Below are 23,974 nucleotides of genomic sequence, written 5' to 3'. Positions count from 1 at the left end.
TTCGAACTGCCAGCCGCCAGGGCGGATTTAATATTTGGAAGCGACTTTAGGCATATCTAAACGGCCGTCGCTGCCAATAAGCGTAAGCGCCGGACTTTCTAGGTTGCCAGGTCTGTGGATGGTGGCAGATGCCGTGCTGAAGGGGCGGCGCTTATGTCGTTGTCGCGTAGCAGTCGCGTCTACGGGCCTGCTGATCTGGACATGCTCCAGCGGGTGTTTAACCGGTTGTACGATGAGCGACGCCTGGCCAAGAAGGATCGCGAACAGCGGGAATATCTGGCTAGGGAAGTTTTCCAAGCTTTTGGTGAGGCCACCACCGACGAAGCTGACCTACTGCGAGGGCTTTCGGCTCTCAAATGACGCAGCGAGGCGCGAAGGTATCAGCATAGGGACCAAAGTGTCGGTCTCTACGACTTCTGTCTGAATAGAACATCTCAACGGGCATGCGATCCTGCTTTCAGACGGCACCGGTCGACCTCGCATTCTATCCGTGCCGTCTGAAAGGCATGGAGCCCGCTCGTCCCCCTCTAACGAGGGGGCTCTTGCATGCGACGGATTTCGAGGAAGGACCTGAAGGTAGCGGCCAGATTTTCCTCAGCATGAGCGCGCGGGCTTTGAAATTTCTGAACCGATGGATGGCAGAACATCTGCCAAACGTGAGCACCGAAGACCCAGGGGCCATTGCCGATCTCGTCGTCGAACTCCTGGCTACTGCCGGGCGTCAGGGCATCGCGCCGCAAGAGATATACGAGGAGGTCGATAGCGTGTTTCCCCTTCTGAAAGAAGCGATGCAGCGCCGTGGGGGCGGCTTGGCCGATTGACACGGCGAAGATGCCTGCGCAGGGACGTCCATCATTTTTAAATGACGGCGCGCTTCTGCCCTCGCCAGAAGACGAGCCAACCAAGTTTGGTGGCTTGTCGCCCACAGGCGGGCGCCTAGTTCAGGAGCGGAAAGCGTGAAAACCATGGCCGACAAAAAAATACTCAACGGCGGAAGCGGCTTTGAGATCGCCATGATGGCTGTCATCGTTGCGGCTGCGATGGGCCTCATCATAGTCGCAGCTACGGGAATGCAGTGAACGCCAGTTGCGCTCGCCCCCGACGCTCTTGACAACCGGCGATAGCACAGGCCAGTTTCGCCGCGTTTGAAGACCATAGGGGGAATTTTGTGAAGAAGACATATGAGAAGCCCACTCTCCGCAAGCGTGAACGTCTGGCTACGGTAGCGGCTGCCCCAATTTCGGGACCACCCGTCGAGCCGGCTTGAGTTCGCTGGTTTCGCATCAAAGCCCGTCGGCCCCGGTCGGCGGGCTTTTTGTTCCGCTGCAGTTCGGTTCCTGGTCGCAGCTCCCGGGAGACGGTCGAGCGCGCCCTGTCGGGTCGGTCCTGACGCAAAGAGCCCGCTCGCGGAGGAGGTGCGGCGGGCTCTTCTGCGGACTCGCTAAGTCAGTCTTGCGGCCAAGCCTGCCAGAACCTTAAAGGCGCCCGAGGCACGAGACTTGTAGGCATATTTGTAAACCGTGCGGTTTCTTTCATCGGTCACCCGCACCCAAAAGCGTTCATCTGTCCGTGCCGTGACGTCCTTGCCGGTGGCCTTTTTGGCGGCCTCCCAAGGAGTGTCTGCGCTGGCTAATCGCCGACCATCTCTTCCACCCTGTAAAGCCTAACCGTCATCAGGCTCACTCCAACAAAGGAGCGTCCCAACTTGCACTCGATCAGCTTGTTCCCTCTCGGGCGCTCACCTTCTTTCGTTGGAAGGAGGAGCAATCGCGCCTGGAACGATGTCGGTGTTCTGAGCCACCTTTATCCGCCAGCCCGACGGTTCTTCCTTCACAACCAGAAGCAGAATGCCTTGCCGTGTTCCGGCGGGTGCGCCGTCCGGAGCTGATGCACCGGTTAGGATCCATGTGAAGTGCACCGAGGCAAGGCCGGGTGCTAATTCGACAACTGATGAGACAGCCCCCTCGAGCCGGCTGTTGCGAAACATGCTTTCATGAGTTGCGCGATGCGCCCTCGCGATTTCGGCGCCTATGCTGCTCCGCGGCGCCACGTGCTCCTGAGCGCCCTCGCGTTCACTCGTTGGACGGTAGCAACGCCGACCACCGATATGCCCAAGTCACCGGCTTCGCTTGACGGCGGGCCGGATGACTTGGCCGGTCGTACGCCCAGCTCGCCCTGCCGGCCTCTGTGCAGGATGAGTTCCCCTTCGGTGCCGCGCAAACGGAGGCTGGCAGGGCCTTCATCGTGGTTCCCTGGCATCGCATGTCAAAGCCCGCGCGATTCCGCCGGATCAAGACACTCCCGAAACAGATGCCAGCAGATGTACCAAAGACCGGGCAGCATCTGTGTCGGGTATGCCCAGATCGCGGACGCTGCTCATATGGTTCACCCTGGCCAGGCTCGTTTGTGAAACACCCAGTCCTTGGTTTTTCAGATGCTCCGCAAAAGCCGCAGCCTGGCTATGAAAAGGCGGGGTTTCATCCGCCCCGACCGAGATCTGGACTGTCACCGACGGATCGAAACGATGGTCGATCGGCGAAAACCGCTCAACCTCTTCATCGGTGATGGATATTTCAGGAGCGAGGAACGACTCTTGCAACGGCCTTAAATCGTAGATGCCACCGAGCAGGAGCGCGCCTTTGAGACCCGATGGTCGGCTGTCGTCGTCGAAAAGCATCGTCGCGAGGTGCGCGCCGGCGGAATGGCCGCTGACGGTCAACTTGCCGGGGTCGCCGCCGTGGCTTTCGATGTGTTCATCCACCCACCGCTTGGCGCGGCGTATCTGGTCGACGATCGTGGCCATCCTCACCGCCGGCATCAGCGCATAGCCCATAATGACCGCGATCGCTCCTGCTTTGGTTACACATCCCGCGACGTAAGAATAGTCTGTCTTGGAGAACATGCGCCAGTAGCCGCCATGGATGAAGATATGCACCGGCAGTCGATCGCGTCTGCCTTCAGGGAAAAAGAGGTCCAGAGTTTCAGCGTGGCCGGCTCCATAAGCGACATCAGCGATCATGGGGATTTTCGCCCTGGTCTCCGCACTTCTGCGGCGGATCTCGGCGACGATGTCGTCGAACTCGGGGACGTGATCGAGCGTGCGGAATGGGTCTTTCGCCATCTCTCTCATCAGATCATCACGGCGAGTATTTCGCCTCCATGAACTCGGCTTGTAATGCTTCTGGCCGCCCTCGCGCCCAAGCCCGCTCTGCTTGACGCTTGCGGAGGGTCGGCAGGGTCGGACATCAGATCGCGATTGAGCGCGATCATAACGGGCTCGATCTTCGATGCCATGCGGGTGCCTTGCAAGACGCGTGCGTAGATATAGGCGGCAAGGCCATACTCGGCGCTGGAGATCGCGGTTGCGGAAAACGCGGCCAGAAAGGCACTGATGCTAACGCACCTTCGCTCGGGTGACCCGCCAGATGACATTACCAACATCGTCGGCGACGAGCAGCGCGCCGGCCCGATCGACAGCAACGCCGACCGGACGGCCCATCGCCTTGCCATCATGTCCGAGGAAGCCGGTGAGCACGTCCTTCGGCGGCCCGCTCGGTCTACCACCGCGGAACGGCACGAAGATCACCTTATAACCGCTGTGCACGCTTCTATTCCATGAGCCGTGCTGGCCAACGAAAGCGCCGTTGCCATAGGCCGTGCCGAGCGACGCGCGTCTGGAGAAGGCAAGACCCAGAGAGGCGGTATGGGAGCCGACCGCATAGTCGGGCTTGACTGCCTCCGCCACAAGATCAGGGCGCTGCGGCTTGACGCGTTCGTCGACGTTCTGCCCATAATAGCTGTAGGGCCAGCCATAGAAAGCGCCGTTGCGAACTGAAGTGATGTAATCAGGCACGAGATCGTCCCCAATCTCGTCACGCTCGTTTACGGCGACCCAAAGCTCGCCGGTTTCAGGATTCCAGGAGAGCCCGTTTGGGTTGCGCAGCCCGGACGCGAAAACCCGGGTGCTGCGGCTGGACCGATCCACCTCAAGGACGGCGGCGCGGCTTTTCTCCGCAGCGATGCCATTTTCTCCAGCGTTGCTGTTGGAGCCAACCGTGACATAGAGTTTGCGTCCGTCCGGACTTGCGATCACGTCCTTGGTCCAATGATGGTTGATGTCTCCGGCCGGCAAGTCGACGATCTTTTCCGGCGGCGCGGTTATCCGGGTCTGGCCGTGGGAGTAGGGGAAAGCGACGAGCGCGTCGGTGTTGGCGACATAGAGCTTGCCTTTGGAAAGCGTCATGCCGAAGGGCGAATTGAGGCCTTCCACGAAAATTCTGCGCACATCCGCAACGCCGTCGCCATTGGTGTCGCGCAGGAGCGTGATGCGGTTAGCGCTGATGGTCGCAGCGCCGGCTCGCTTCATGGCCTGGTTCATGATCAGCTTTCTCAGGCTGAAGCCAGCGTCATGTTTGGCAGGGGCATTGGTTTCGGCCACAAGCACGTCGCCGTTCGGGAGCACATGCAGCCAACGCGGATGGTCGAGGCCGGCGGCGAACGCTGTCACCCTCAGTCCCTTCGCCGGGATTGGCATACCACCTTTCTGCCAGCCTGTTGCCTCCGCGATGTTGACGGTCGGGATCAGTGTGGGTGTCGGTTTCGGCAGGGTGGGGTTGGGGCCATAGCCGGTTACTGCCACCGTTTTCTGAGCTGGAACGCTAGCGCAGCTGACTATGAGGGCTCCCAATCCAGCTAGGATGAAGTTTTGTGGGAAGCCGGCATGCATCGAACGTCCTCCGTTCGGATTCGCCTCGTGCTCTTGGTTAAACGCTAGTCAGCGGCTTGGTATTCCAATCACGTCAAAACAGCAGCTCGTGATCCGTTGCCGATCCGCTTGAGAGCCAGGAGTTCGCGACGCTCTGCTCTCTGCCATAGATATGCCGCGCGCGAGGGGTACTCTGGCGCGAGGCAGATATGCCAAGGCAAATTTCTGAAGCTCAGCATTGAGCTGCATTGCGATCCCGGCGTCGCGGCTCCCCATGCCCTATGTTTGCCGACGGTCATGGTGAGGTCAAGAACCTTGCCGCCAAGCCGAAGCTCGCGTTCCGCATTCAGCTTCCAGCCAGTGGGGGACGCCAATGAAGCATCCTGAACAGCCCGTCAGGCTCGAGCTCTTTTGGCTTTTAGCCGGCCCTCTTGCCGTCGAACTCGTTGTGGATCACGGGTTGGCGCTGCACTGAGCCGTGAGCCCTGCGCCAGATCCCAGGAAGCAATCCGGGGCACTTGCTTAACTGAATGTCCGGCCGCATCTTTCTCTTGGGGAGAGAGGGCTTGGACAAGGCTCGATATAACAACGACTTTAGCTGCCGCTCGGCCCGCTCTAGGGGTTTATTGGAACCTCATCAGCCTCGGAAAGATTGGCGTTTCTACCCATCGGCTTGATATTGTGGTATGTAGATGCCGCAATTCCATTGGCGGGAGCACGGATATTCCGCTCTACCGTTCAGGCCACGCCAGCGCAGCTGGCGTTCGGATCGTCCGGCGCAAATGACGATCGTCAGGGAGGAATGCCATGCGCGCAATCGCACTTTTCATCGCCTCGTCGGCCACGATCTTCCTTGCAAGCCCCTCGCGGGCGCAGGATGCCGCCGCGGGCGAGAAGGTCTTCACCAAGTGCAAGGTCTGCCATATTGCCGACCAAGACCAGAACAAGGTTGGCCCCTCTCTGAACGGCGTCATCGGGCGCACGGCGGGCACGCATCCCGGTTTCACTTATTCCATGGCCATGACAGAGGCCGGAAAATCCGGCATCAAATGGGATGAGCCCACGCTGACGAAGTATCTTCAAGACCCCAGGGGCATGATCAAAGGGACGAAGATGGTGTTTCCCGGCCTCAAGAACGATCAGGACGTAGCCAACGTCATCGCTTACCTGAAACAGTTTTCCAAGTAAGGCCAGTCGCGTTCACGCTTACCGCCGCGCGGGAATGGCTTGCGCCCCCGCCTGTGAGGGAAAACTGGCGAAATCACATTTGACGGCGTTGGACGCCGAAATCCTGAAGGTTCCTAAACGAAATTCGCTGTAACAAGACGGCCCAAGCCGCGCGGCGAGAGCTGGCCCGAAAATAATCCGGGCGTATACGGCTCTCAGACCGTCGATCACAAATTTTGTCGATTGAATTGTCAGAGATGACTTGAGCGCATCTAAGCCGGAACAGGGAACATCGCGACACGCAAGCGGTTGTAGAGTCGGCGGCACGGTCTGTCCTCCGTTCTGCCGGCCGTCTGAAAGGCAACGATGGAGCCCGCTCGTGCGAGCGGGCTCCGACCAGTTTTGAGATCCTGCGACTGAAGTCCAATTTCCGTCGCATTGGTCTTACCGGCGAAACATGCCCCTCGACGTTCGTCGCTCCCATCCCAAAATTGTAATGATTGGCGAAATGCACCGGTGAGGATGCGTGGTAATAGTTGATTCAACCATTGCTGGTATCTATTGGGTGGCGGCTCCGACAGCTGGCAGGGTGGGCTGCTGGGTGTTGCCGGAGCCGCCTGCGCGGCCGATGGAAAGACCGCGCTGTCTCAGAATAGGACAGCGCGGTCTATAATCAGTTAAGGCTAACGTATTCGCCGCCTCCCTCCTTTGTATATGTGCGAGGTTTCAACGGAACGGACGCTCTCGGTGTCAGTTTCTGCAGGCGGTCATATCCAGCTGTCACTGGCGATTGCCGCTCAGCCCGTCGCCTGTTCCCCCCATAGCTGGCGACGGGCTGTCGCTATCATCAGCACTGCGAAAGCCTGTCGGTGAACAGACAGATGCCCGCGGGACCAAAATCTTTTAAATGACGGCGCTGCTGCCGCCGCTAGGTCACGGCCAACTTCAGCAAGGGGATTCGCGATGAAGCGCACATATGAAAAGCCGACACTGGTCAAGCGAGACGCCGTTACAGCCAACATCGTCGTCTCGCTCGCGAACGGCGGGGCATCCGGACAAGACGATGCCCGTCGGCATGGCAGGTATCTATCTTAGCTGACACCGACAGGGAAGGTGACGCATTTCCTCACCGGTTCTCTCAAATGCTGCAGTGAGGCTTAGGTTTCAGTTTAGGGACCAAAGCGACCTCGGTCGTATCGAGAATACTGGCGCTCCGGCGATGGAATGGATATCTCCGGCCGAAGATGAAATGCGCGGTGTGCGCGGCAAGCGCGTTACCCTGGCCTACGCGCCAGATACCTCTCCGAAGAAGCTGCCGCAGCGCTAGAGACGGCCCGGCGGCCATCAGTGCTTCGGGGGAAGTGGTGACGATCTGCCGGGCCTGATCCGGGATTGGGGGCAACCAGACCCCGGACACGCCAACCGTAGCGTCACGGCAGTCGATGGCAATTGTTGTTTTGGCCAGCCGGCGAAGGGCGAGCACGATGTCGGCGAGCTGTGTACCGGAACAAGGGGCCAACCTTCAGGCGCCGCCAGGCATGTCCGCAGCGGCCTGTCTGAGGCTTCTCTCGACGTCGGCAATATAGGTGCTGTCATTGGCATAGTGGTCCCAAAGGACCAAGCCGACAATCAGCGCAATCACGACCAAAGGCCATCGCATCGGACCACGCCCTCCCTCAAGGCCGCTCCTCGCAACAGGCATTATCTTCCGAGTTCGCCCTGTTTACAAGTGATCGCTAATATAGCGGGAGAACTCGCTGGGCGAGGCCCCTAACAACGGCCTCAAGCCCGAGAGCTGCCGGGGATCAAACCGGCAGAATCTTTGGTGCAGGGTCGATGCCAGCAATCTTGTGCAGAAATGAGACAGGGCAGGCGGTTGAGGCTACGCCGTCGCCATTGTAGGCTGCGGGTTGTGGGGGAACTCATGCTCCGGCCTAGACGAAAGCCGCAGAAGGTCTATCCGAACGCCGACCGCTTTGGCGAGGATGGCCGGCGTCTCTACAGCGCATACGCGGCTACGCTACGCAAAGGCCGGCGCAAGAGCCTCATCATACCTGTGATAGACCTGCTGGCCGGTGTCCTTGCCGCAGCTATGGTCCTCGCGTTGGTCTATTTGGGTGCGTTTTAGCCCGCGAACGCGTGCACAAGTGCAAAGCCCACGCCGATGGCAATGCCGGTGAAGAACTTGCCGGCAGCATCTAGGGCCGCTGTGGGGCTTCCTGAGGGCACTGGAAAGGTCGTCAAAGATCGCGTCCACAGGTTGAATCCTAGATCGATATGGATTCGCTGTGAACGTGTTCGCGCCAGTCGGGCACCCTTTTAAGAGTCTATCTCAAGCGGCTTATGGCCTGGCTGTTCATGCCAGATCACCTGCCGCAGATCGCGCCAGTCAACCGCCTGGCCACAGACCGGGCACTTGTGGAAATGGTCGCGCTCGTTGGAATATTCCTTGCTGTGGCGCCGGCCGATGATTGGCGGCCCGAGATCGGACAGCTTCGTCATGTCGGCTTGTCCACCAGTGGCGTCTTCCTTGTCGGCGGCTTGTAGGGTGTGACCAGCCTAACGGTATCGGCATTCACCGTGACGGGCACACCTAGGTTGATGGTCAACTTGCCTTCATCAACGCGGGTGACATCGCCTCGAAGCTCGATCTCCTGGCCCTGCTTAACTTTCGAGATCCGATCGACAATCGAGTGAGGCTGGCCGTAGGAAGGAATCGAGACGCTTACCCGATCCTCGGTGACTCGCCTGCGAACCTTGGCTGCGATCGCGACTTCATCGCCAATGTTGATGCTATACTTTACCATGAGATTGAGTCTGGCGCGGCGACCGTCTTCGTCAAGCTTGAGCTAATATCTAACAAAGGACTAGGAACAAAGAGGACCTCCTGGTGATTGTTACGCCCAGAAGTCATGTTCTGCTTCTGGGTCCGAGATAGCCCGTCGCCAAGCCTCCCAGCTGCGGGCTTTCATGCAGTTGGAACCTTTCGCCCGCGCGAGAATTCTCAGCCGGAGTGGGCTTCCTATGGCCGAAAGCAAGACCGAGCGCGACGAACGCATTAAGGCAGAGAAAGAGTTTCGGGTGCGGTTTCATGTGAGGGAAACCGGCATCACCGAAGAGCAAGCGCGTGAGCTGATAGACCTGAGCGCTGGAAAGGCAGCGCATAATGTGCATCTGCCCCGGCTCGTAACGGGGTAAGAGGCTCGGCCTGTCCCGCTCATGTCGTCCCCCCGACACCCCGCATGCAGGCCGGGCCGCTTTACTCCTGGACAATTTTTTGGCAAGCGCTTTCCAGCTGTAGTCATCGGCCACCTTCTTCTGAAAGTCGGGCGACCCCAACCACGGAGCCATCGAGACCGCTTGCCAGCACGCCCGGCGGGCAGTGATCCTGAGGCTTCCGACTGCCTTGTCAGGCCAGCCTTTACGAAATCGTCGGAATTATGAGTGACCTTCCCGGATAGGCGAGGTTCCTTGCAGCTGGGCGATATGATTGCCAACCTCTGCGCCGCCATCCTCCTGATGTGCCTTGTCGCCACCGTGTTCTTGCTGGCAGGAAAGCCTCTGTGGCTTGCTCAAGAGGCGAAGATAGTGATCCTTCTGCCGCCGGACGCGATAACAACCGCGTCAGTCGGGGGGCCAACCCACCCTCGTTTACCTGACCACGTCGATGCCGGCCTGGAAGCTCAGCGGAACTCGCCAGCCATCAGCCTGAGCGGGCCTAGAAGATCTGGCTCTGCCGGCCGTCCAAGGTAAAGGGGATATGCGCCAATCTCGATCGAATTCGCAGGACCCGTTCGAGCGGATCAGAGCATGCGACTGTTGCGCCTCAAACTCGATTGTCACCTGGAAGATTGACCTGTTCGTTCGCGCTGAGTGCTTTGGAGGCCATTCCGCCCTTCAACGCCAATAGGAAGAACTCGCAACGCGCCAAACGCAGCGACCCGTTATGGACCTGCTCAAGTTCGATCGGCTAGGCACACCGCTCTGCCCAGCGCCTGCGAGATGCCGGCGTGGGTTGCCGCGTTGCGCTCGATCATAAGTTCTATTGCCTCTGATGCCTTGTCCGGATGGCCGGCCTCGAAGGGCGGTGCTGGATCGTACTCGATCGCAAGCTGGATAGCCTTCGCCACCTCCTGCCCGGCAACCTCAGCGATGACCGCAAAGGCGAAGTCAATCCCCGCGGACACGCCCGCAGAGGTGAACACGTTGCCGTCGCGGACGGTGCGGCCCTTTTCGTAACGGGCGCCCACCAGTGGCAGCAACCCCGTGTGAGCCCAGTGCGTGGTGGCGTTTCGTCCTTGCAACAGCCCCGCTGCCCCGAGCAGGAAAGCCCCGATGCACACCGACGTGACGTAGCGTGCATTCTCAGCCTGGAGGCGGATGAAGTCGACAATCTCGACATCGGCGAGCGCCTCAGCAATGCCGGCGCCGCCAGGCACGCAGATCAGGTCGAGCTGCGGACAATCCTCAAACGTGCAGTTCGGCATTATGGCAAGGCCGCGGTCGCTTAGCATCGGCTCGATCGTTCTTGCCGCAACGTAGGTTTTCGCTTGGGCAAACTCGCTGGGCGACGACAGCGAACCAGGCGTCGCGAGCCGGCTTAACACCTCAAACGGACCGGTGAAGTCGAGTTGGGTAATGCCGGGGAAGATCACGAAGCCAACATTGAAAGCCGACATGGCTGTCCCTCCAAGCCATTCATTCTGAATTCTACCCCGTGGACAACCATTTCTCTAGGCGGGTGACAGGGCTCACATCGTGTCGACCGGCGCAAAGAAGCAATTCTCGTTTTCCTCCGTCGGATGCAGACAGATGTGGAAATTGTCGTCACCAGACGGAATCACTACGTCGTAAGGAACGATACCGGTTTTGATGAGTGACTTTGTGGTGATCGCCTGGTCGAAGGATAATTGCGTACCCGTCAGGCCGCGGCGTCACCGTGATGGCGGGGATCTTGATTCTCCGGTGATGGGATATGGCAACAGGCAGGTGGATACGTCCAACTTCTGCTGGGGCTACGCGAAGGCAAGACCACCATTGAGGGCCGCAGCCGTGACCACAATGCTCGCCAGCCCTGCGCGTTCTCGCGTGCTGACCCGATGCATCGAGACGCCCCTCGCGTAACCACGTCAACGTCTAGATTAGCACTTACTAATGTGTTAAAGCAAATGCGAGGGGCGTTTCCATGGCGCACTTGCATAGGCCTATTGCATTAATATGGCTCGTCTTTGCGGACCAGGCCGGTGCACACGATTGGTATACGGGCAAGACAGATCCGGTTCTCCGGTACGATTGTTGCGGGAACAAAGACTGTTACCCCATAGACTCTGCGGATGTCAGGATGACGAGGGATGGCTATTTCGTCAGATCGCAACATTCACTTTACTTGAACGAGCTCCGGGAGTCGGAGTGGTTTATTCCCAGAGACCGTGTCCAGACTTCGCCAGATGACCGCTATCACATTTGCGAGCGGCTGATGACGTTCTACCGGTCATTGACCCCACACATGAATTTCGAGGCCTATCACAGATTCAGGTGGACCTGTTTTTTCGCCCCGCCAGGCACCAGTTCAATCGGCCAAAGATAGGACAGCAAAACAGATGCCCGTCACTCCTGGCAGAATGGCGGGCATCCGTCACTGCTCTCTCGCTGCCGGACGATCCGGCATCGCTCAAGCTAAGTAATAGGCCCCATTGTTTCAGCACAGGGACCAAAGCGTCGGCTCCTGCGACTTCGGTTGCATTGGGGAACATTCCACCGGTCGGCAGGTTGGGTTTCACGGCGCGATCTCTGCCCGACGTCGCGCCGTTGGGGTTTGCGCAGACCCCGGAGCCCGCTCGTCCCCCCTCAAAGCGAGTGGGCTCTGCTTTTCCGGGTCCTCATTTCGCGCCCTATATGAGGGGGTAAGGTGGCCCGGTAGCCTTTGGGTGTGGGTATGGGGTAGCCCGGGCCTTGGCCGGCAGAGACACAGAGCCGGCGACCGAACATATGCGCATCTGCTGAATTCAGCCAAAAGGCGCTGATTGACCCGTGATGCGCGGCAGCGTGGGCGCTTGCTTACGCCCCATCACGAGGACGCCAATATTCGGCAGAATCCTTTAACCCGCCGCTGGGTGTGCCCCCACACCCGCGCGGCGGGCTAAGGTGTGACCGGCGCCTTTTCTCGTGGGGAGAATTGCCTGAGTCCTGGCGCCGGCCTGGCGAACCGGCGGTCCGCCGCACATGCAAGATAGCTAATTTCTACCACAAAAGGACATGGCGTGATCGCGTACCTCTTTGGTTCGTCCATCGATCAGGAATATAATCCTCGCTGGTGCGGCGACCTCATTTTCGGAGATTTGGAGGCTTCCGCTGAAAGCCCAACCCCTTCGCCAATTCCGATCGCCGCTCCGCATAGTTCCGCGCCACCATCGGATGGTCTGCCGGCAGGTTCCATTTCGCGTGATACTGCTTTGGTGTAAGACCGTGATCGGTCATCAGGTGCCGCTTGAGCGACTTGAACTCCTTTCCGTCCTCCAGGCAGATAATGTGATCGGGGAAGACCGAGCGCTCCGGGTCGACGGCAGGCTCCTGCTTTGGCAGCAGGGCTGCGCCAGTGAGCGAGTAATACACCGACGCGATCAAATCCGCCAAGTCGGTTACCGAGACGAGATTATTGCTAACATAAGCGGAGACGATGTCGGCGGTGAGGTCCACTAGTGACATGCGAAATCTCTTTTGTCTGACAAACCTCTCTATTTGAGCGCATCTGCTAATAAAATGAAATCCCGCCAAAAGGCCGAGCCGCCCTTGGATCGCCAGCATGACGGCTGGACTCTTCAAGAGCTTATCGACGCGGACATGTCCGTCACGGGCGGCTGCCTAGACTGCCATCGTCATCAGAGCCTCGATCTGCCGGCGCTCCGCATCGCTTCGGCCCTGACGCTCCCGCCATGGAGTGGATCTGCGGCCGAAGATGAAGTGCGCCATCCCGCGCCCGCCACAGGCATGGATGCCAAGCTCACCGGCCGTCGGGTTGAGCCCGCGCTTCAGCGCGCGGATGACGGAAGTGGTGATGCCGGAGGAGTGCCAGTCCATGCCCATCACAGCGCCGAAGGACTGGAACCAAAGGGGATGCGCGAGGCGCCGCAAAAGCTCGTCGCGGCCATAATGATGGATGATGGCTTCGCATAGCACCGCGCGAGCTTCGTCATGCGATCGCCCAGCTATTTCAGAACCCGCCCGCCATGCAGCGGCAGGTCGGCGCTGCCGCTTCGCTGCGTCACTTTTGCCTCCTATGAATGCCGGGCATTTAGCGGGAATTTGGAAGGCGGCGCAGCCGCAGCCAATGTTTGGCCGTGTCAGTAACGGCAAACCCGCACGCGTTCCAGCACCCGGCGATGATGATGCCAGTGCCGCACCCACTTTACGTGGCAATGGCGGTAGTGGCGGTGCCGGTAGTAGTAGCGATGCGGATAGCGGGCCACGTAGCCAGGATAATAATCGCGATAATAGCGAGGGCCGTAATAGCGGCCGCCATAGTCGTAAAACGGGCCGCCGCCGTAGAAAGGACCACCGTTGAATGGCCCACCGAATGGGCCACCGTAGAACGGGCTGAAGCCGCCGAATGGACCGAAACCGAGACCGAAGAACCCCTGCGCATCCGCAGGCGCGACCGTGGCTGCCGCGGTAGCAACGGCGATCACTGAAGCGAGTAGCAGTTTTTTCATGGCAACCTCCTCCTGAAGGCTGATCATCGGGTAAACGCGCCGTAGGAAGCCATGTTCCCGGTCGCTAATATTCCCGGTGGCAAGAGCAGGTTGCGGCGAAGATGCTGAGGCGGACGCACTACGGCAACATCTCCCCTCGCCGAGGGGAGATGTCCGCTCGCTGGTCGGTCAGCGCCGGCAGATGCGGATCTTTTCGATGACGCGGTGGCCATGGCGCCAGTGCTTCACGATCTTGATCCGGCAATGATCGCGATAATACCGGTTATGATAGCGCACCACATAACGCTCGCGATAGGGAGTGTAGTAGTCGTCATCGTAGACGTGTCGGTAATAGCGGTGAGGGTAATGCCCGCCATAGTAGTCACCATAGTAATCGCCGTAGCTGGGGCCGACGCCGATGCCAAACTGAACGCTACCGGCACTCGCCGGCGCGATCGCAAACGCCGAGGCGATGGCGATCATCGAAGCAAGCAGAAGCTTTTTCATCGCTGCCTCCTTGAGGTCGATGGTTGCCCCTTCGAGGCACAAACGGTTTCGGGACGGGTGGTGTTCCGAGAAAATTAGGCGGGGATCCTAAGGCCCAGCAAGGAGCGAAGCGGCGCCGAAGCTGTCGATCTTCGCCCTTGCAGGGAAGGTCACGCTTTTGTTCGCCCCGCTGTCGTCGATCTTCGGAGTCGCCATACCCCCTGCGGCAATCACAACGGCGCCGAATTCCTAGGTGCTGACGGCCACCAAGCGCGATTTGTGATGGTGGCGGTTCGCTAACAGGCAACCCCGCGTTTGTGGCGTTCAACCGGCTTGCGGGGATACAATGAGCCACACACCTGAACTCTCCAAGTTGGGGTTCTTTTTGGCCCGGCTGCCTCGGTGGCTGGGCTTTTTAGCAATCGCGGATGTGTTATGTGCGTTCGAACCGGATTCGGGGTGGGAGTGAGCATCACACCTGAACCTCTCCAAGTTCGGCTTTGGCCCGGCGGCTTCGGCTTCCGGGCTATTCTTTATGCGGAACAATATACCTGACAGCGCTGCCGCCGTGCGCGACCGTGACTGTCGTATAGCCGGCCGGCAGGGCGCCCGTGGTAATTGGATCGACTTCCTGGCCACGGCCGATCATTCCGGTAGGAGCGCGAGGCCGTCGGCTTCATGGCTGGCGTGATCCTGTGCCCGTTGACTCTTTTCGTCATGACCTTCGCGATGTCGAGGGGAGTTCCGGTAGCGGGTCTTCTCTTTGCCGTTACGATGATGACCGGCATTGCAGTGACCCTGTCCACGGTGGCGGTGTTGTCGATCCTGTTCCGCGAACGGCTTGTGCACATCTTTGAGAGCCGGCCGCGCCTGTTCGCTGCTGTCTCACGGCATCGAAGGCGCTGCGGGGATCGTGCTCGCCAGCGTCGCCGTCTGGCAGATCGCAGCAGCTTGAGGGATGGGTTGACCGCAGTCGCAGAGGGTCGTGCGCAGCTTCAGCTCTCTTCAGGCGGCTTGATGTGGCGGAAAGCCCAAAGCAAGGCCAAGTCGTAGAGGATCTTGAGGGCACCGCAGATCACCAGAGGCCAGGCTTCGAACCCCTCGGCAAATAGCGCGCCGGCGATCGCCGGGCTCGCAGCGGCCGCGAGGCTGCGTGGTACCGACGTAACGCTCGCCGCCGCGGGCCGCTCCGGTGGCGTAACGAGTGCCATCACATACGAGGAGCGAGTCGGCACGTCCATCTGGGACAGTGCTGCGCGTACCAGAAGAAATGCCAGACAGGCATAGAGATTCGGCACCAAGGCGGCCAGGATCAGGCAAATGCTTGACGGGATGTGCGTGAACACCATCGTGTTCACAAGCCCGATGCGCCTCGACAGCCATGCAGCGACCGGAAATGAAACCGCAGACAAAACACCCGACCAGAAAAAGAACACCCCGGCGGTCGATAGCGAAAGCCCGAACCTGCTGAACAGCCACAAAGCTATGAGCGATTGCACGGCAAAACCGCCGGCGAAGGCATCGATGCTGAACAGCGCCGCCAGCTTGTAGACAATAGCGCGCGACGGCCCAAGTGCCGCGGCGGGCAGGTCCTGTGGAGACGTTTTCGGACCAGCAGGAATGCGCGCGTACACCAGGCCGCCCGCCACGCCAAGAACGGCATAGAGGAAAAACATTGCCTTGAGAGCGACGAGCCGTGAGATCCCAATCGTCACCAAGAAATCGGGACTGGTTGCAGCAAGGGCGCCAAACGCAGCCGCCAGCGCACCTAACAGGCTATAGCGTGCGAATGCCTCCGTGCGGTCCGTATCCGCGACAAGCCGAGACAAGACGGCGTGCTCGAGCGGAACGAAGATGCTGACGCTCCCGGACGAAGGATTGATCGTGCCCAGGAAAGCCACGAGCAGAACAGCTGCATAGGTGCTTGACTGCGTGTAGGCCACCCCGGTTGCGATCATCAGGCCGGACGCAGCCAAAAGCAGAGTGCGCCGGTCCGCCCGCACGGCCAGGAATCCAATGCCGAGCGTCAGCAGCGCCGAACCAAGGAGTGCGGAGGTGGCGACAACGCCGATCTCAAGCGGTCCAAGCCCGATTGAAGCCAGGTATACCGGCAAGAGCACTGCGGCAAAGCCATCGCCAAAGTCTCGACAGGCCCGCGCCGCGTATATGTCCGCAGCGCGGCCGCCTTTCCTAAGGTGCTTGACCTCGCCAGGGACAACGCAGTTGCCTTCGGAATTTGGAAGGGATCCTGTCAAAGATCAGCTACCCGTCTTGAGGTGTACTTGATCGAGGGCCAGGTTTAGTCCTTTGGCCAACTTCCCGACAATCGTCATTCGCCCAGAAATCAATGGAGAACAGCCCGGGTTCGTCGTCGGGCTGATTGTGCATGGACGTGACTCTATTCCGCTTTCCCGCAATGCTTTTAGCACTGAATTCAGGTCGGAAGCGATCAAGACCAAGTCGCAAATCTGAGTCACAGCGAAAGGAACCAATTCGGCTGCTTTGCGCCTTATTTCGGCCATCGAAGTCATCCCGGCCGCCCACCAAAAGCGGTCACAGCTGGTGTCAACGCCACGGGGAGTTTGCGCCGTGAAAATATCTCTCCATAATGATGCCAGCATGGGCTTTTCCCTGCCCTGCCCACCGATCAAGTGTTTTGTGAACAGCATCGCACTTTGCTAATATTGCCGTTACTGCGCTCGGCGAGGAAATCGCAGCATGTCGGAGAAGAGTCCGGTCGCGTTGCCGGCGGCGTCGGTGGCAACAGGTTTTCTGGGCGGCAACGGCAACAGTGCGTCCGAAGCCCGGCATGAGCGCCGGATCCTGACCGCGCTCTGCTACGACCTGGTCGGATCGACGGACCTTCTTGCCATCCTGGACATCGAAGAGTTCGAGGAACTGATATCAGCCTTCCAGCGGGCGGCGAGACAGGCGGTCGCGTCGTGCTCGGGTGCCGTCCAGGTCGAGGTCGGCGATGGCGGCGTTGCTTTGTTTCCTGCCGAAATAGACGCCAAGGACGCGGCATCGCTGGCGATCCGAGCCGGGCTCGAAATTGTCGACGCCTGCAGGCGTGTCGGTTCGGACCAAGGCCGCGCCGATTTGCATGTCCGGGTCGGAATCGCGACATCGATGGCCCTAATCCACAAGGGTGACGCCGACACCGGTGGTGACAATGTCACCGGCCCTGCCTTCGCGATGGCCACACGGCTCCAGGCCATCGCGCAGCCGGATACGGTGGTGGTCTCGGACGCGACGCGCAACCTGGCGCGACGGTCGCATGTGTTCAGCTTTAGGGGCCCCCACGCGATCAAGGGGTTTGCCGAGCCGGAGCTGGTCTGGCGCGCGCTGAGTCACAAGCGCGAGGTCGACCGCTTCTTCGCCTTCGGGCGGCTGAGCAGTCCGCTCGTCGGTCGCGAGGCCGAGCTCGCCACGATCGCCGAAGCATGGGACAGCGCCGTTGCAGGAAACGGCGGCGTGGTGGTGATCGAGGGCGAGGCCGGGATCGGCAAGTCGCGCATTCTTCACGAAGTGCGCCGGCGCACGCGTCACCAGCGTGCGAAACTGCTGCTCTTCCAGTGCACGCCGGGAGGCTTGCGCTCGGCGCTGCATCCGCTGCTACAGAACGTACGCGGCGATCTCGCCGGCAACGAAGGACAGCTCAGCGCTGCCGCCGTGGCGGAAGTATTCCGCGATCATGACGTCCGCGATCCCGAAATCATCGACATCTTCTCGTTCCTGCTCGGCGCTGCGGGAGCCGATCCGATGCTCAAGGAAATCGACGCCGAGGCGATGCTCGCGAAAGCCAATTGGGCGGTTCGCCACTCGCTCGAAGCCCTGTGCGCCAGCGGACCGATCGTCCTGGTGGTCGAGGACATCCATTGGATCGACCTGACGTCGAGACAATTGTTGGCTGAGCTTGCACAGTCGGCCCGTCACTTCCGGGCGCTTGTCATCGCGACCACGCGCCCTGAATCCGGGAGCTGGCTGGCAGTATCGAATCCAAAGCATATCTCGCTAAAGCCGCTCAACCGCGAGCAAACGCGGCTGGCGATCGCGGCCATGTGGCCGCAAGACAAGCCGTCAACGTCCCCGGAACTGATCGATGTGGTGGAACGCGTGACCGGAGGCGTCCCGCTGTTCATCGAAGAAATCTGCCAGTGGATGGCCGAGAACGCGGCCTCGGCAACGGATCGGCTGGCGCAGACCGCGACGCACAGTCATGCCTCGATGTTCGAAAGCGTGATCGAGGCCAGGCTCGAAACGCTGGGGCCGGCACGCGAAGTCGCGCGCGCCGCAGCCGTCGCGGGCAATCGTTTCAATCAGGAATTGCTGCGCGCGCTGTTGCCGGAGCTCGACGAGGAAATCATCGCAAACGCGCTGGATTCGCTGAGCGAGGCCGGGTTCCTGATCCGCGTGCGGCCTTCCGGCGTTCCGGTCTATGGCGTGCGCCATGCGCTTATCCAGGAGACGATCTACAACGCAACGCTACGCAAGAGACGGCAGGCCTTGCATCGCCGCCTGTTTGCCGCGGTGAGCCGCAACCGAAACCTGGCCGGGTGGCTGGGCACCGCCGAGGTCGCCGAGCACGCCGAGCGCGCAGGCCTTCTGGAGGACGCGATCGCTCAGTTCGTGATGGCAGGCACGGAAAGCTCGTCCCGCTCGGCAATGGCGGAAGCGAGGCAGATACTCGAGCATGCATTGGCGCTCTGCGAGCGCGTTGCGGCAGCCGACACGCGAGACGCGCTGCGGCTATCGGCAATGATCGTGCTCGGTCCCATCCTGACCGCTGTCGAAGGTCCGAACTCGGCGCCCGCCCGCAAATTGTACGAGGACGGCGTGGTGATCGCCCGGCGACGGCCGGTGGCCGAGCGGGCCAAGTGGTTCCCGATCTACTGGGGCTGGTGGTTCACGGACACCGTCACGGACGGCGAGCGCGCGGAGGTCGTGCTCAGCGATCTCAGGGATGTCGAGGATGCCGAAGTGCAACTCCAGGCCAGGCATTGCGTGTGGGCAATCGACTTCAATCTTGGCCGCCACGACCGTTGCATCGCGGCCGTCGGCGCCGGATTGTCGCTCTATGAGCACGGCCAGGGCAAAGCCAATGCTGCGTTGTTCGGCGGGCATGACGCGAGGGTCTGCGGGCTCGCCCACCGCGCCTTGTCGCTGTGGTTCGTCGGAAAGCCGGCAAGCGCGATCCGTTCGATGTCGGAAGCTAGGAGCTGGGCGCAGCAAACCGGACATGCCGGCAGCATCGCGCATGCCTATCTCAACGAGGCGATGCTGCATTGCTATCGCCGCGATTTTTCGATGCTGCGAAGGGTGATAGCGGATCTGCGCCACTTGACGGAGCGCCATTATATGCCTGCCCTCGCCGCCGCAGCGCAAATCTTCGAAGGCTGGTGCGACGGCAACGCCGGCCAGGTCGAGAGCGGCAGGGAAAAAATGCGGCAAGGCCTTGGCCTCCATGGCGAGTTCCAGACGCCTGAGGACGAACCGGTCTATTGCGGCATGCTGGCAGAGCTTTTGACACGAACTGCCGAGGTCGATGAGGCGCTCGCGCTGCTGGGCTCGGCTGTTGTGCAGGCCGAGGCCGGCGGCAGCCGCTTCTGGCTGGCAGAGCTCTACCGGCGAAGGGCGGAGCTACTTATTCTCCGGGGCGATGCGGAGGCGGACGTAATCGCTGCCCTCGAAAAGAGCATCGCCATAGCCGCGGAGCAAAGCGCTGTGCCTTTCCTCGTCAGTACATACGAGACCATTCAATCATCAGGCCTGTCACCTGAACTGTCGTCGCGCTATCGCGATCGGGTCGAACGTGCGAAATCCGCTCTCGAGCCGGGCGCCGCGCTGATCGTCAATCCCGAATCGGCCGTTCGGCACTAGCCGGCCACTTAAGAGCATCCGCGATGCTGGAGCGATATGAACGCCTGGGTCCGCCGCCCGACGAGGCGCTGGCGAGGCTGATGAAGATGCGCGAAGGCCTTGGCGTCACGCGGATCGCCGACATTACCGGGCTCGACCAGCTCGGCATCCCGGTCGTGCAGGTTACAAGACCTTTCTCGCTCTCCAACGCGGTCGCGCAAGGCAAGGGCGCCACCCTGGCGCAAGCCGCGATATCGGCCATGCTGGAATCGGCCGAGAGCTTCTTTGCAGAGCAGGTGGCGAATTTCGACACAGTCGTCGGCTGCGCCGATCAATTGGGCATCCCGCCCGATCGTTTCGAAAGGCATCTCCAGGGGGGCACCGCGCCCGGATGGCGCGGCCGGGAGACGGCGTGGGTAGCCGCCGACAATCTTCTTACCTGCAGCCGCGACCTGGTCCCTTTCGAGCTCGTGCACACCGCCTATGTGTTGCCGTCACTGCCCCATGACGGCATTTTCGCGGCATCGACGAGCGGTTTGGCAGCAGGCTTCGAGGAGCCGGATGCCATCGTTCATGGCATGCTTGAATGCATCGAACGCGACGCGATCGCCACGGCATACCGGACCCATGGGTTTTTCCACCGTCAACGCATCGATCCCGAGACGATCGATGATCCGTCGCTCCGCGATCTCCTGGAAACTTTGGCGGCCAAGAAAGTGCTGGTCGGCCTTTGGCAAGCTTTATCGCCGTTGGGCATACCGGTGGTGTGGTGCCATCTGCTGGAAGACGAACCGACGGAAACGGTCCTTTTGGACCATCCGGCTGATGGCTCGGCTGCCGGTTTCAGTCCCGCCGGCGCGGCGGTGCACGCCATCTACGAAGCGGCCCAGGCCCGTCTGGCGGCGATCTCGGGCGCGCGCGATGACCTGACGCGCGCGTCCTATCCGAAATACCCCGATCGGCAGATGATCGCAGCGCATCGCCGGCTCCTCCGCGATGGCCCGCGCAGCGTGGATTTCCGCGCGCTCGCCGAGCAGAAGTTCAACACGGCGTCGGACGGGCTGTCGGTCCTCTTGGCAATTCTCGAAGAGAGAGGGTTCGATGCGGTTCACCTAATCCGGGTGGGAACGAAACCGCTCGACGCCCTGTCGGTTGTCAGGATCGTCATCCCTGCCTTGCAGCCGCTCTTGCAGGGGTAGAGGCTATGCGCCCGAAACTCGTCTTCACCGGCCCTACCGTGTCCCATGTCGACGCGTTGAAGGTCGTCGATGCGGTATGCCTTCCCCCGGCCGTGCAAAGCTCGATCGTTTCGGCCGTGCAGCATTTCGACCCGAGTGCGATCCTTCTCATAGACGGCGGTTTTCAGGCCGAGCCGGCGGTTCGGCACAAGGAAATCCTGTGGGCCCTCAGCCGCGGCATTCATGTCGTCGGCGCGGCAAGCATGGGTGCCCTTCGAGCAGCCGAGCTGTTCCCCCATATGCAAGGCGTCGGGCTAATCTACAGATGGTATCGCCGCTTCGCCTTTGCACCCGACGACGCAGTAGCAGTATTGCATGGACCGGCCGAGGTGAATTTCGCTCAATTGACGCATGCGCTGATTGATCTGCGCCGGACCCTTCGCGCTGCTTTCCGGCGCGGCGTGATTTCACCCGAACAGCGGGCGAGGCTCGAGGGTGCGGCACAGGCCGTCAACTTTCGCCAGCGCACCCTGGCACGGATGGTCCGGGATGCGCACGACGGCAAGTACGACGTCGAGAACTTGTGCAGGGAGCTCGGCGCAGTTTTCGTCCAGCAAAAAAAGCAAGATGCTCTGCAGGCACTTGAAGTTTTGCGGGAGCAAGCATTTGAAAAAGCACGCCCCATGCCGGAATTACAGCTAACCTCGGCCTTCTCCAAGGATATGCATGATGCGGGGCTGGCGCTATAGGCCCTGACCTCTTGGCGGCCGACGATTTACGCAACGTAAGCGCCGTGATAGCGTGGTAGTGTCAGAGGGGGCCAGCAATTGGACGCGGTCGATCGTGTCGTTGCGCAAGATCCGTTGCTGGGAACGCGGTTCCTGGTCTACCCGCAGGTCCCTCACCTTTCGGGTTACGGAACACCCGAAACAGTATGGATTTCTACTCCACCCGATCTGATCCGCTCCGGCCCGGAAGATCACCGCATCTACGTTCGCGATCCGCTCCTCGACAAGGAGCCTTACGACTACCCTTATCTGCCACCGTTTGTCGGCGAAATCTTTCCGCCTGCAGAGGCTGGCTTTGACGGCCATTTCGATCAGCTTTCCCTGACCTCGCGCCAGTTCCTTTCTGCGCACGCTTTCGCCTCGGTCAGCCGCGTGCTGGACATCTGGGAAAGCTACCTCGGCAAACCGATTGTCTGGTACTTTGCCGAGACGTACGAGCGGCTCGAAATCATCCCCTTCGTCGACTGGGAAAATGCGCAATCGGGCTATGGCTATCTGGAACTCGGCCGAGAGCGTGGCATCGACGGAGGCAAGTATCCCTATGCGCTCAACTTCGATGTGATCGCACATGAGGTCGGCCACGCAATCTTGTTTTCGCTGTTCGGGACACCAGCAGGCGGCCTGACTCAAGGCGATTTCGGACCGTTCCACGAAGCCAACTCGGATCTCGTCTCCCTCTTGTCCTTCCTGAATTTCGACAGCGGCATGGACCGTCTGCTGCGGCACTGCGATGGCAACCTGCTTGTTCTCAATGAATTGAGCCGGATTGCCGAACTGACTGGCGATCGGCAGATCCGCCTCGCCAGCAACGCACGCCGCATGTCGGAGGTGACGGCCGAAATCCACGACAGGTCACGACCGTTCACGGGAGCTGTGTTCGACACGATCGTCGACGTCTACCACGCGGCATTGGTGCACGAGGGGTTGGCCGACGAGCGGCTGCTGGGGATCGATATCAAGGACGTCGACCAGTCCGACATGCAGCGCATCTCGGATTTCACGTCCCGCGCCTTTCGCGCTCGGCCCTTCATGTTCAAGAGCATGCTGATCAGAGCAAGGGACGAAGTGGCCCTCGCACTTGCTCAGGCATGGCCACGCCTCGATGCAGATGACCTGACCTTCGAGAATGCCGCCGCCACGCTGGTCGATGTCAGCGACCGGGTGGCGCCCGCGCTTGCGGAAAACTTTGAAGAAAACTTCAGATGGCGAGAGATTCTATGAACTGATCGATTGCAACAAAAAGGAGTGAGGAAAATGAGCGACGACTATCACCGACCGACACTGACGTTTCCCAAAGGTGCCTACAACGCAGCACAGGTACGCCTTTATGGTATAACTCCGAAAAGCGACCTATTAAAAAATATAGATGCAAATAATATTGAAAGTATAAATAAAAAGATAAGGATAAAGACTGATGTAACAAAAACAGATTTGGTTGTCATCGACACAAAATCGAAGATAGGGATAGTATTTATCTTAGCGGCGACGTGGGACGACGATAATCCAATATCGTGTGGGGTTATTGTTGGGTATTCTTATGAAGGACACTGCTATGATCTCCCAAAGCCGAAACTTATGCTTATACCTGCCAGCCCTCGAAGCATCCCTACGGACGACTGCGGTTATGATCTGAAGGTGGATCCCGACACTAAAGAAAAATATAAGCTGTGGATTGTCGACAAGCTCGACCAATGCGTGGAATTCGAAGTGAACCAGGGCTTTGTCGAACAGATCGTCCTTGAGGCGAACCTTCCAGGCAAGCGTTCACCAACGATGTACGCATCCAAGATGACGATGGGACACCGTGGCGGAAAGCTGAACGACTAGCCTCTCATGTTCCCTGTCAAGGTTGAAGGCAAGAAGGCTCGCCTGCCAGCCAGGTTTGCCACGCAGTCGGATCGGCTGAAGCTACACAGGGCTGGGGGTGGAACTCAGAGACGACGGTTGATCATACTTCTCATACCGGGGGAAGTAGCGTAAGCGGTGTTCTTAGGCCACGGCCTTAAGCTCGGGAGCGGCGATGAAGGCCCAGGGCAGAAGCTCGTCGATCTGGCTGTTCGGGTGGCCGTTGACGATCCTGGCGAGCACGTCGGCGAGGTAGCC

21 protein-coding genes and 2 pseudogenes are annotated in these 23,974 nt (G+C 60.1%); 9 read left to right on the top strand and 14 right to left on the bottom strand.

What is annotated here, in order from left to right; translation table 11 throughout:
* Nucleotides 1-542 precede the first annotated feature (542 nt).
* The gene (locus tag EOA49_RS11025; RefSeq protein WP_245460597.1) at nt 543-821 is read left to right on the top strand and encodes a hypothetical protein; all 279 of its coding nucleotides are present in this window, start codon (nt 543-545) and stop codon (nt 819-821) included.
* A 135-nt stretch (nt 822-956) separates the two neighbouring features.
* Complete coding sequence (locus tag EOA49_RS33955) at nt 957-1,079, top strand: hypothetical protein (RefSeq protein WP_259979830.1); 123 nt, start codon at nt 957-959, stop codon at nt 1,077-1,079.
* A 1,211-nt stretch (nt 1,080-2,290) separates the two neighbouring features.
* On the opposite strand, the gene EOA49_RS11015 is transcribed toward EOA49_RS33955, so the two are convergent.
* The 3 genes and pseudogenes from EOA49_RS11015 to EOA49_RS11005 form a co-directional block, all read right to left on the bottom strand.
* A complete protein-coding gene (locus EOA49_RS11015) occupies nt 2,291-3,130 on the bottom strand; it encodes an alpha/beta hydrolase (protein ID WP_348626869.1) in 840 nt (279 codons plus the stop codon).
* A 7-nt stretch (nt 3,131-3,137) separates the two neighbouring features.
* Nucleotides 3,138-3,345 (bottom strand): annotated as a pseudogene (locus EOA49_RS33400) (aldehyde dehydrogenase family protein); the annotation flags it as partial.
* Between the two features lie 49 nt (nt 3,346-3,394).
* The gene (locus EOA49_RS11005; protein WP_127240985.1) at nt 3,395-4,726 is read right to left on the bottom strand and encodes a sorbosone dehydrogenase family protein; all 1,332 of its coding nucleotides are present in this window, start codon (nt 4,724-4,726) and stop codon (nt 3,395-3,397) included.
* Nucleotides 4,727-5,512: 786 nt separating this feature from the next.
* Between EOA49_RS11005 and EOA49_RS11000 the strand changes: the two genes are divergently transcribed.
* Entirely contained in the window at nt 5,513-5,893 is a 381-nt protein-coding gene (locus tag EOA49_RS11000) for a cytochrome c family protein (protein WP_127240986.1), read from the top strand.
* Nucleotides 5,894-7,394: 1,501 nt separating this feature from the next.
* Here the strand turns inward: EOA49_RS11000 and EOA49_RS32600 are convergent.
* The 3 genes from EOA49_RS32600 to EOA49_RS10990 form a co-directional block, all read right to left on the bottom strand.
* Nucleotides 7,395-7,532, bottom strand: a complete 138-nt coding sequence (locus tag EOA49_RS32600; RefSeq protein ID WP_164746982.1) for a hypothetical protein — start codon at nt 7,530-7,532, stop codon at nt 7,395-7,397.
* 659 nt (nt 7,533-8,191) lie between these two features.
* Nucleotides 8,192-8,374 carry a hypothetical protein gene (locus EOA49_RS10995; RefSeq protein WP_127241865.1) on the bottom strand — a complete coding sequence of 61 codons (183 nt, stop codon included), beginning with the start codon at nt 8,372-8,374 and terminating at the stop codon, nt 8,192-8,194.
* Nucleotides 8,371-8,679, bottom strand: a complete 309-nt coding sequence (locus EOA49_RS10990) for a hypothetical protein (protein WP_127241866.1) — start codon at nt 8,677-8,679, stop codon at nt 8,371-8,373. The genes EOA49_RS10995 and EOA49_RS10990 overlap by 4 nt, the downstream gene beginning before the upstream one ends.
* Before the next feature lie 217 nt (nt 8,680-8,896).
* Between EOA49_RS10990 and EOA49_RS32595 the strand changes: the two genes are divergently transcribed.
* The gene (locus tag EOA49_RS32595; protein WP_164746983.1) at nt 8,897-9,070 is read left to right on the top strand and encodes a hypothetical protein; all 174 of its coding nucleotides are present in this window, start codon (nt 8,897-8,899) and stop codon (nt 9,068-9,070) included.
* A gap of 758 nt (nt 9,071-9,828) precedes the next feature.
* Here the strand turns inward: EOA49_RS32595 and EOA49_RS10985 are convergent.
* The 7 genes and pseudogenes from EOA49_RS10985 to EOA49_RS10955 form a co-directional block, all read right to left on the bottom strand.
* On the bottom strand, nt 9,829-10,551 hold the full coding sequence (locus tag EOA49_RS10985) for a DJ-1/PfpI family protein (protein WP_127241867.1): 723 nt from the start codon (nt 10,549-10,551) through the stop codon (nt 9,829-9,831).
* Nucleotides 10,552-12,196: 1,645 nt separating this feature from the next.
* Entirely contained in the window at nt 12,197-12,577 is a 381-nt protein-coding gene (locus tag EOA49_RS10980) for a MucR family transcriptional regulator (RefSeq protein WP_127241868.1), read from the bottom strand.
* A gap of 264 nt (nt 12,578-12,841) precedes the next feature.
* Nucleotides 12,842-13,065: pseudogene (locus EOA49_RS10975) on the bottom strand (DUF763 domain-containing protein); the annotation flags it as partial.
* A gap of 147 nt (nt 13,066-13,212) precedes the next feature.
* The gene (locus EOA49_RS10970) at nt 13,213-13,581 is read right to left on the bottom strand and encodes a hypothetical protein (protein WP_095826432.1); all 369 of its coding nucleotides are present in this window, start codon (nt 13,579-13,581) and stop codon (nt 13,213-13,215) included.
* Nucleotides 13,582-13,749: 168 nt separating this feature from the next.
* Nucleotides 13,750-14,067, bottom strand: a complete 318-nt coding sequence (locus EOA49_RS10965) for a hypothetical protein (RefSeq protein ID WP_127242355.1) — start codon at nt 14,065-14,067, stop codon at nt 13,750-13,752.
* A 974-nt stretch (nt 14,068-15,041) separates the two neighbouring features.
* Nucleotides 15,042-16,214, bottom strand: coding sequence for an MFS transporter (locus EOA49_RS10960; protein WP_127241385.1), 1,173 nt, complete (start codon nt 16,212-16,214; stop codon nt 15,042-15,044).
* 90 nt (nt 16,215-16,304) lie between these two features.
* Nucleotides 16,305-16,715 carry a hypothetical protein gene (locus tag EOA49_RS10955; protein WP_127241379.1) on the bottom strand — a complete coding sequence of 137 codons (411 nt, stop codon included), beginning with the start codon at nt 16,713-16,715 and terminating at the stop codon, nt 16,305-16,307.
* Between the two features lie 49 nt (nt 16,716-16,764).
* Between EOA49_RS10955 and EOA49_RS10950 the strand changes: the two genes are divergently transcribed.
* From EOA49_RS10950 to EOA49_RS10930, 5 genes are all read left to right on the top strand, one after another.
* Nucleotides 16,765-19,926 (top strand): AAA family ATPase, encoded by a 3,162-nt coding sequence (locus EOA49_RS10950; RefSeq protein ID WP_127241380.1) that lies wholly within the window; start codon nt 16,765-16,767, stop codon nt 19,924-19,926.
* A 23-nt stretch (nt 19,927-19,949) separates the two neighbouring features.
* Entirely contained in the window at nt 19,950-21,104 is a 1,155-nt protein-coding gene (locus EOA49_RS10945) for a YcaO-like family protein (RefSeq protein WP_127241381.1), read from the top strand.
* A gap of 5 nt (nt 21,105-21,109) precedes the next feature.
* The gene (locus EOA49_RS10940) at nt 21,110-21,832 is read left to right on the top strand and encodes a TfuA-like protein (RefSeq protein WP_127241382.1); all 723 of its coding nucleotides are present in this window, start codon (nt 21,110-21,112) and stop codon (nt 21,830-21,832) included.
* Between the two features lie 78 nt (nt 21,833-21,910).
* The gene (locus EOA49_RS10935) at nt 21,911-23,092 is read left to right on the top strand and encodes a hypothetical protein (RefSeq protein WP_127241383.1); all 1,182 of its coding nucleotides are present in this window, start codon (nt 21,911-21,913) and stop codon (nt 23,090-23,092) included.
* Nucleotides 23,093-23,125: 33 nt separating this feature from the next.
* Nucleotides 23,126-23,698 carry a hypothetical protein gene (locus tag EOA49_RS10930; protein WP_127241384.1) on the top strand — a complete coding sequence of 191 codons (573 nt, stop codon included), beginning with the start codon at nt 23,126-23,128 and terminating at the stop codon, nt 23,696-23,698.
* Between the two features lie 162 nt (nt 23,699-23,860).
* Here EOA49_RS10930 and EOA49_RS10925 read toward each other — a convergent pair.
* A partial coding sequence (locus EOA49_RS10925) for a transposase domain-containing protein (protein ID WP_164746876.1) occupies nt 23,861-23,974 on the bottom strand: 114 nt, incomplete at its 5' end.

The sequence above is a fragment of the Mesorhizobium sp. M1A.F.Ca.IN.020.04.1.1 genome (genome assembly GCF_003997315.1).
Lineage (GTDB): Bacteria > Pseudomonadota > Alphaproteobacteria > Rhizobiales > Rhizobiaceae > Mesorhizobium.
Note: the sequence above shows the minus strand (reverse complement) of the source record. Positions and strands in the feature narration are given on the sequence as shown.

What these genes read in the sequence shown, in the direction of transcription:
- EOA49_RS11015 (WP_348626869.1), bottom strand. Translation starts at nt 3,130, where the DNA reads ATGAGAGAGATGGCGAAAGACCCATTCCGCACGCTCGATCACGTCCCC.
- EOA49_RS11005 (WP_127240985.1), bottom strand. Translation starts at nt 4,726, where the DNA reads ATGCATGCCGGCTTCCCACAAAACTTCATCCTAGCTGGATTGGGAGCC.
- EOA49_RS11000 (WP_127240986.1), top strand. Translation starts at nt 5,513, where the DNA reads ATGCGCGCAATCGCACTTTTCATCGCCTCGTCGGCCACGATCTTCCTT.
- EOA49_RS32600 (WP_164746982.1), bottom strand. Translation starts at nt 7,532, where the DNA reads ATGCGATGGCCTTTGGTCGTGATTGCGCTGATTGTCGGCTTGGTCCTT.
- EOA49_RS10995 (WP_127241865.1), bottom strand. Translation starts at nt 8,374, where the DNA reads ATGACGAAGCTGTCCGATCTCGGGCCGCCAATCATCGGCCGGCGCCAC.
- EOA49_RS10990 (WP_127241866.1), bottom strand. Translation starts at nt 8,679, where the DNA reads ATGGTAAAGTATAGCATCAACATTGGCGATGAAGTCGCGATCGCAGCC.
- EOA49_RS32595 (WP_164746983.1), top strand. Translation starts at nt 8,897, where the DNA reads ATGGCCGAAAGCAAGACCGAGCGCGACGAACGCATTAAGGCAGAGAAA.
- EOA49_RS10985 (WP_127241867.1), bottom strand. Translation starts at nt 10,551, where the DNA reads ATGTCGGCTTTCAATGTTGGCTTCGTGATCTTCCCCGGCATTACCCAA.
- EOA49_RS10980 (WP_127241868.1), bottom strand. Translation starts at nt 12,577, where the DNA reads ATGTCACTAGTGGACCTCACCGCCGACATCGTCTCCGCTTATGTTAGC.
- EOA49_RS10970 (WP_095826432.1), bottom strand. Translation starts at nt 13,581, where the DNA reads ATGAAAAAACTGCTACTCGCTTCAGTGATCGCCGTTGCTACCGCGGCA.
- EOA49_RS10965 (WP_127242355.1), bottom strand. Translation starts at nt 14,067, where the DNA reads ATGAAAAAGCTTCTGCTTGCTTCGATGATCGCCATCGCCTCGGCGTTT.
- EOA49_RS10955 (WP_127241379.1), bottom strand. Translation starts at nt 16,715, where the DNA reads ATGCTGTTCACAAAACACTTGATCGGTGGGCAGGGCAGGGAAAAGCCC.
- EOA49_RS10950 (WP_127241380.1), top strand. Translation starts at nt 16,765, where the DNA reads ATGTCGGAGAAGAGTCCGGTCGCGTTGCCGGCGGCGTCGGTGGCAACA.
- EOA49_RS10945 (WP_127241381.1), top strand. Translation starts at nt 19,950, where the DNA reads ATGCTGGAGCGATATGAACGCCTGGGTCCGCCGCCCGACGAGGCGCTG.
- EOA49_RS10940 (WP_127241382.1), top strand. Translation starts at nt 21,110, where the DNA reads ATGCGCCCGAAACTCGTCTTCACCGGCCCTACCGTGTCCCATGTCGAC.
- EOA49_RS10930 (WP_127241384.1), top strand. Translation starts at nt 23,126, where the DNA reads ATGAGCGACGACTATCACCGACCGACACTGACGTTTCCCAAAGGTGCC.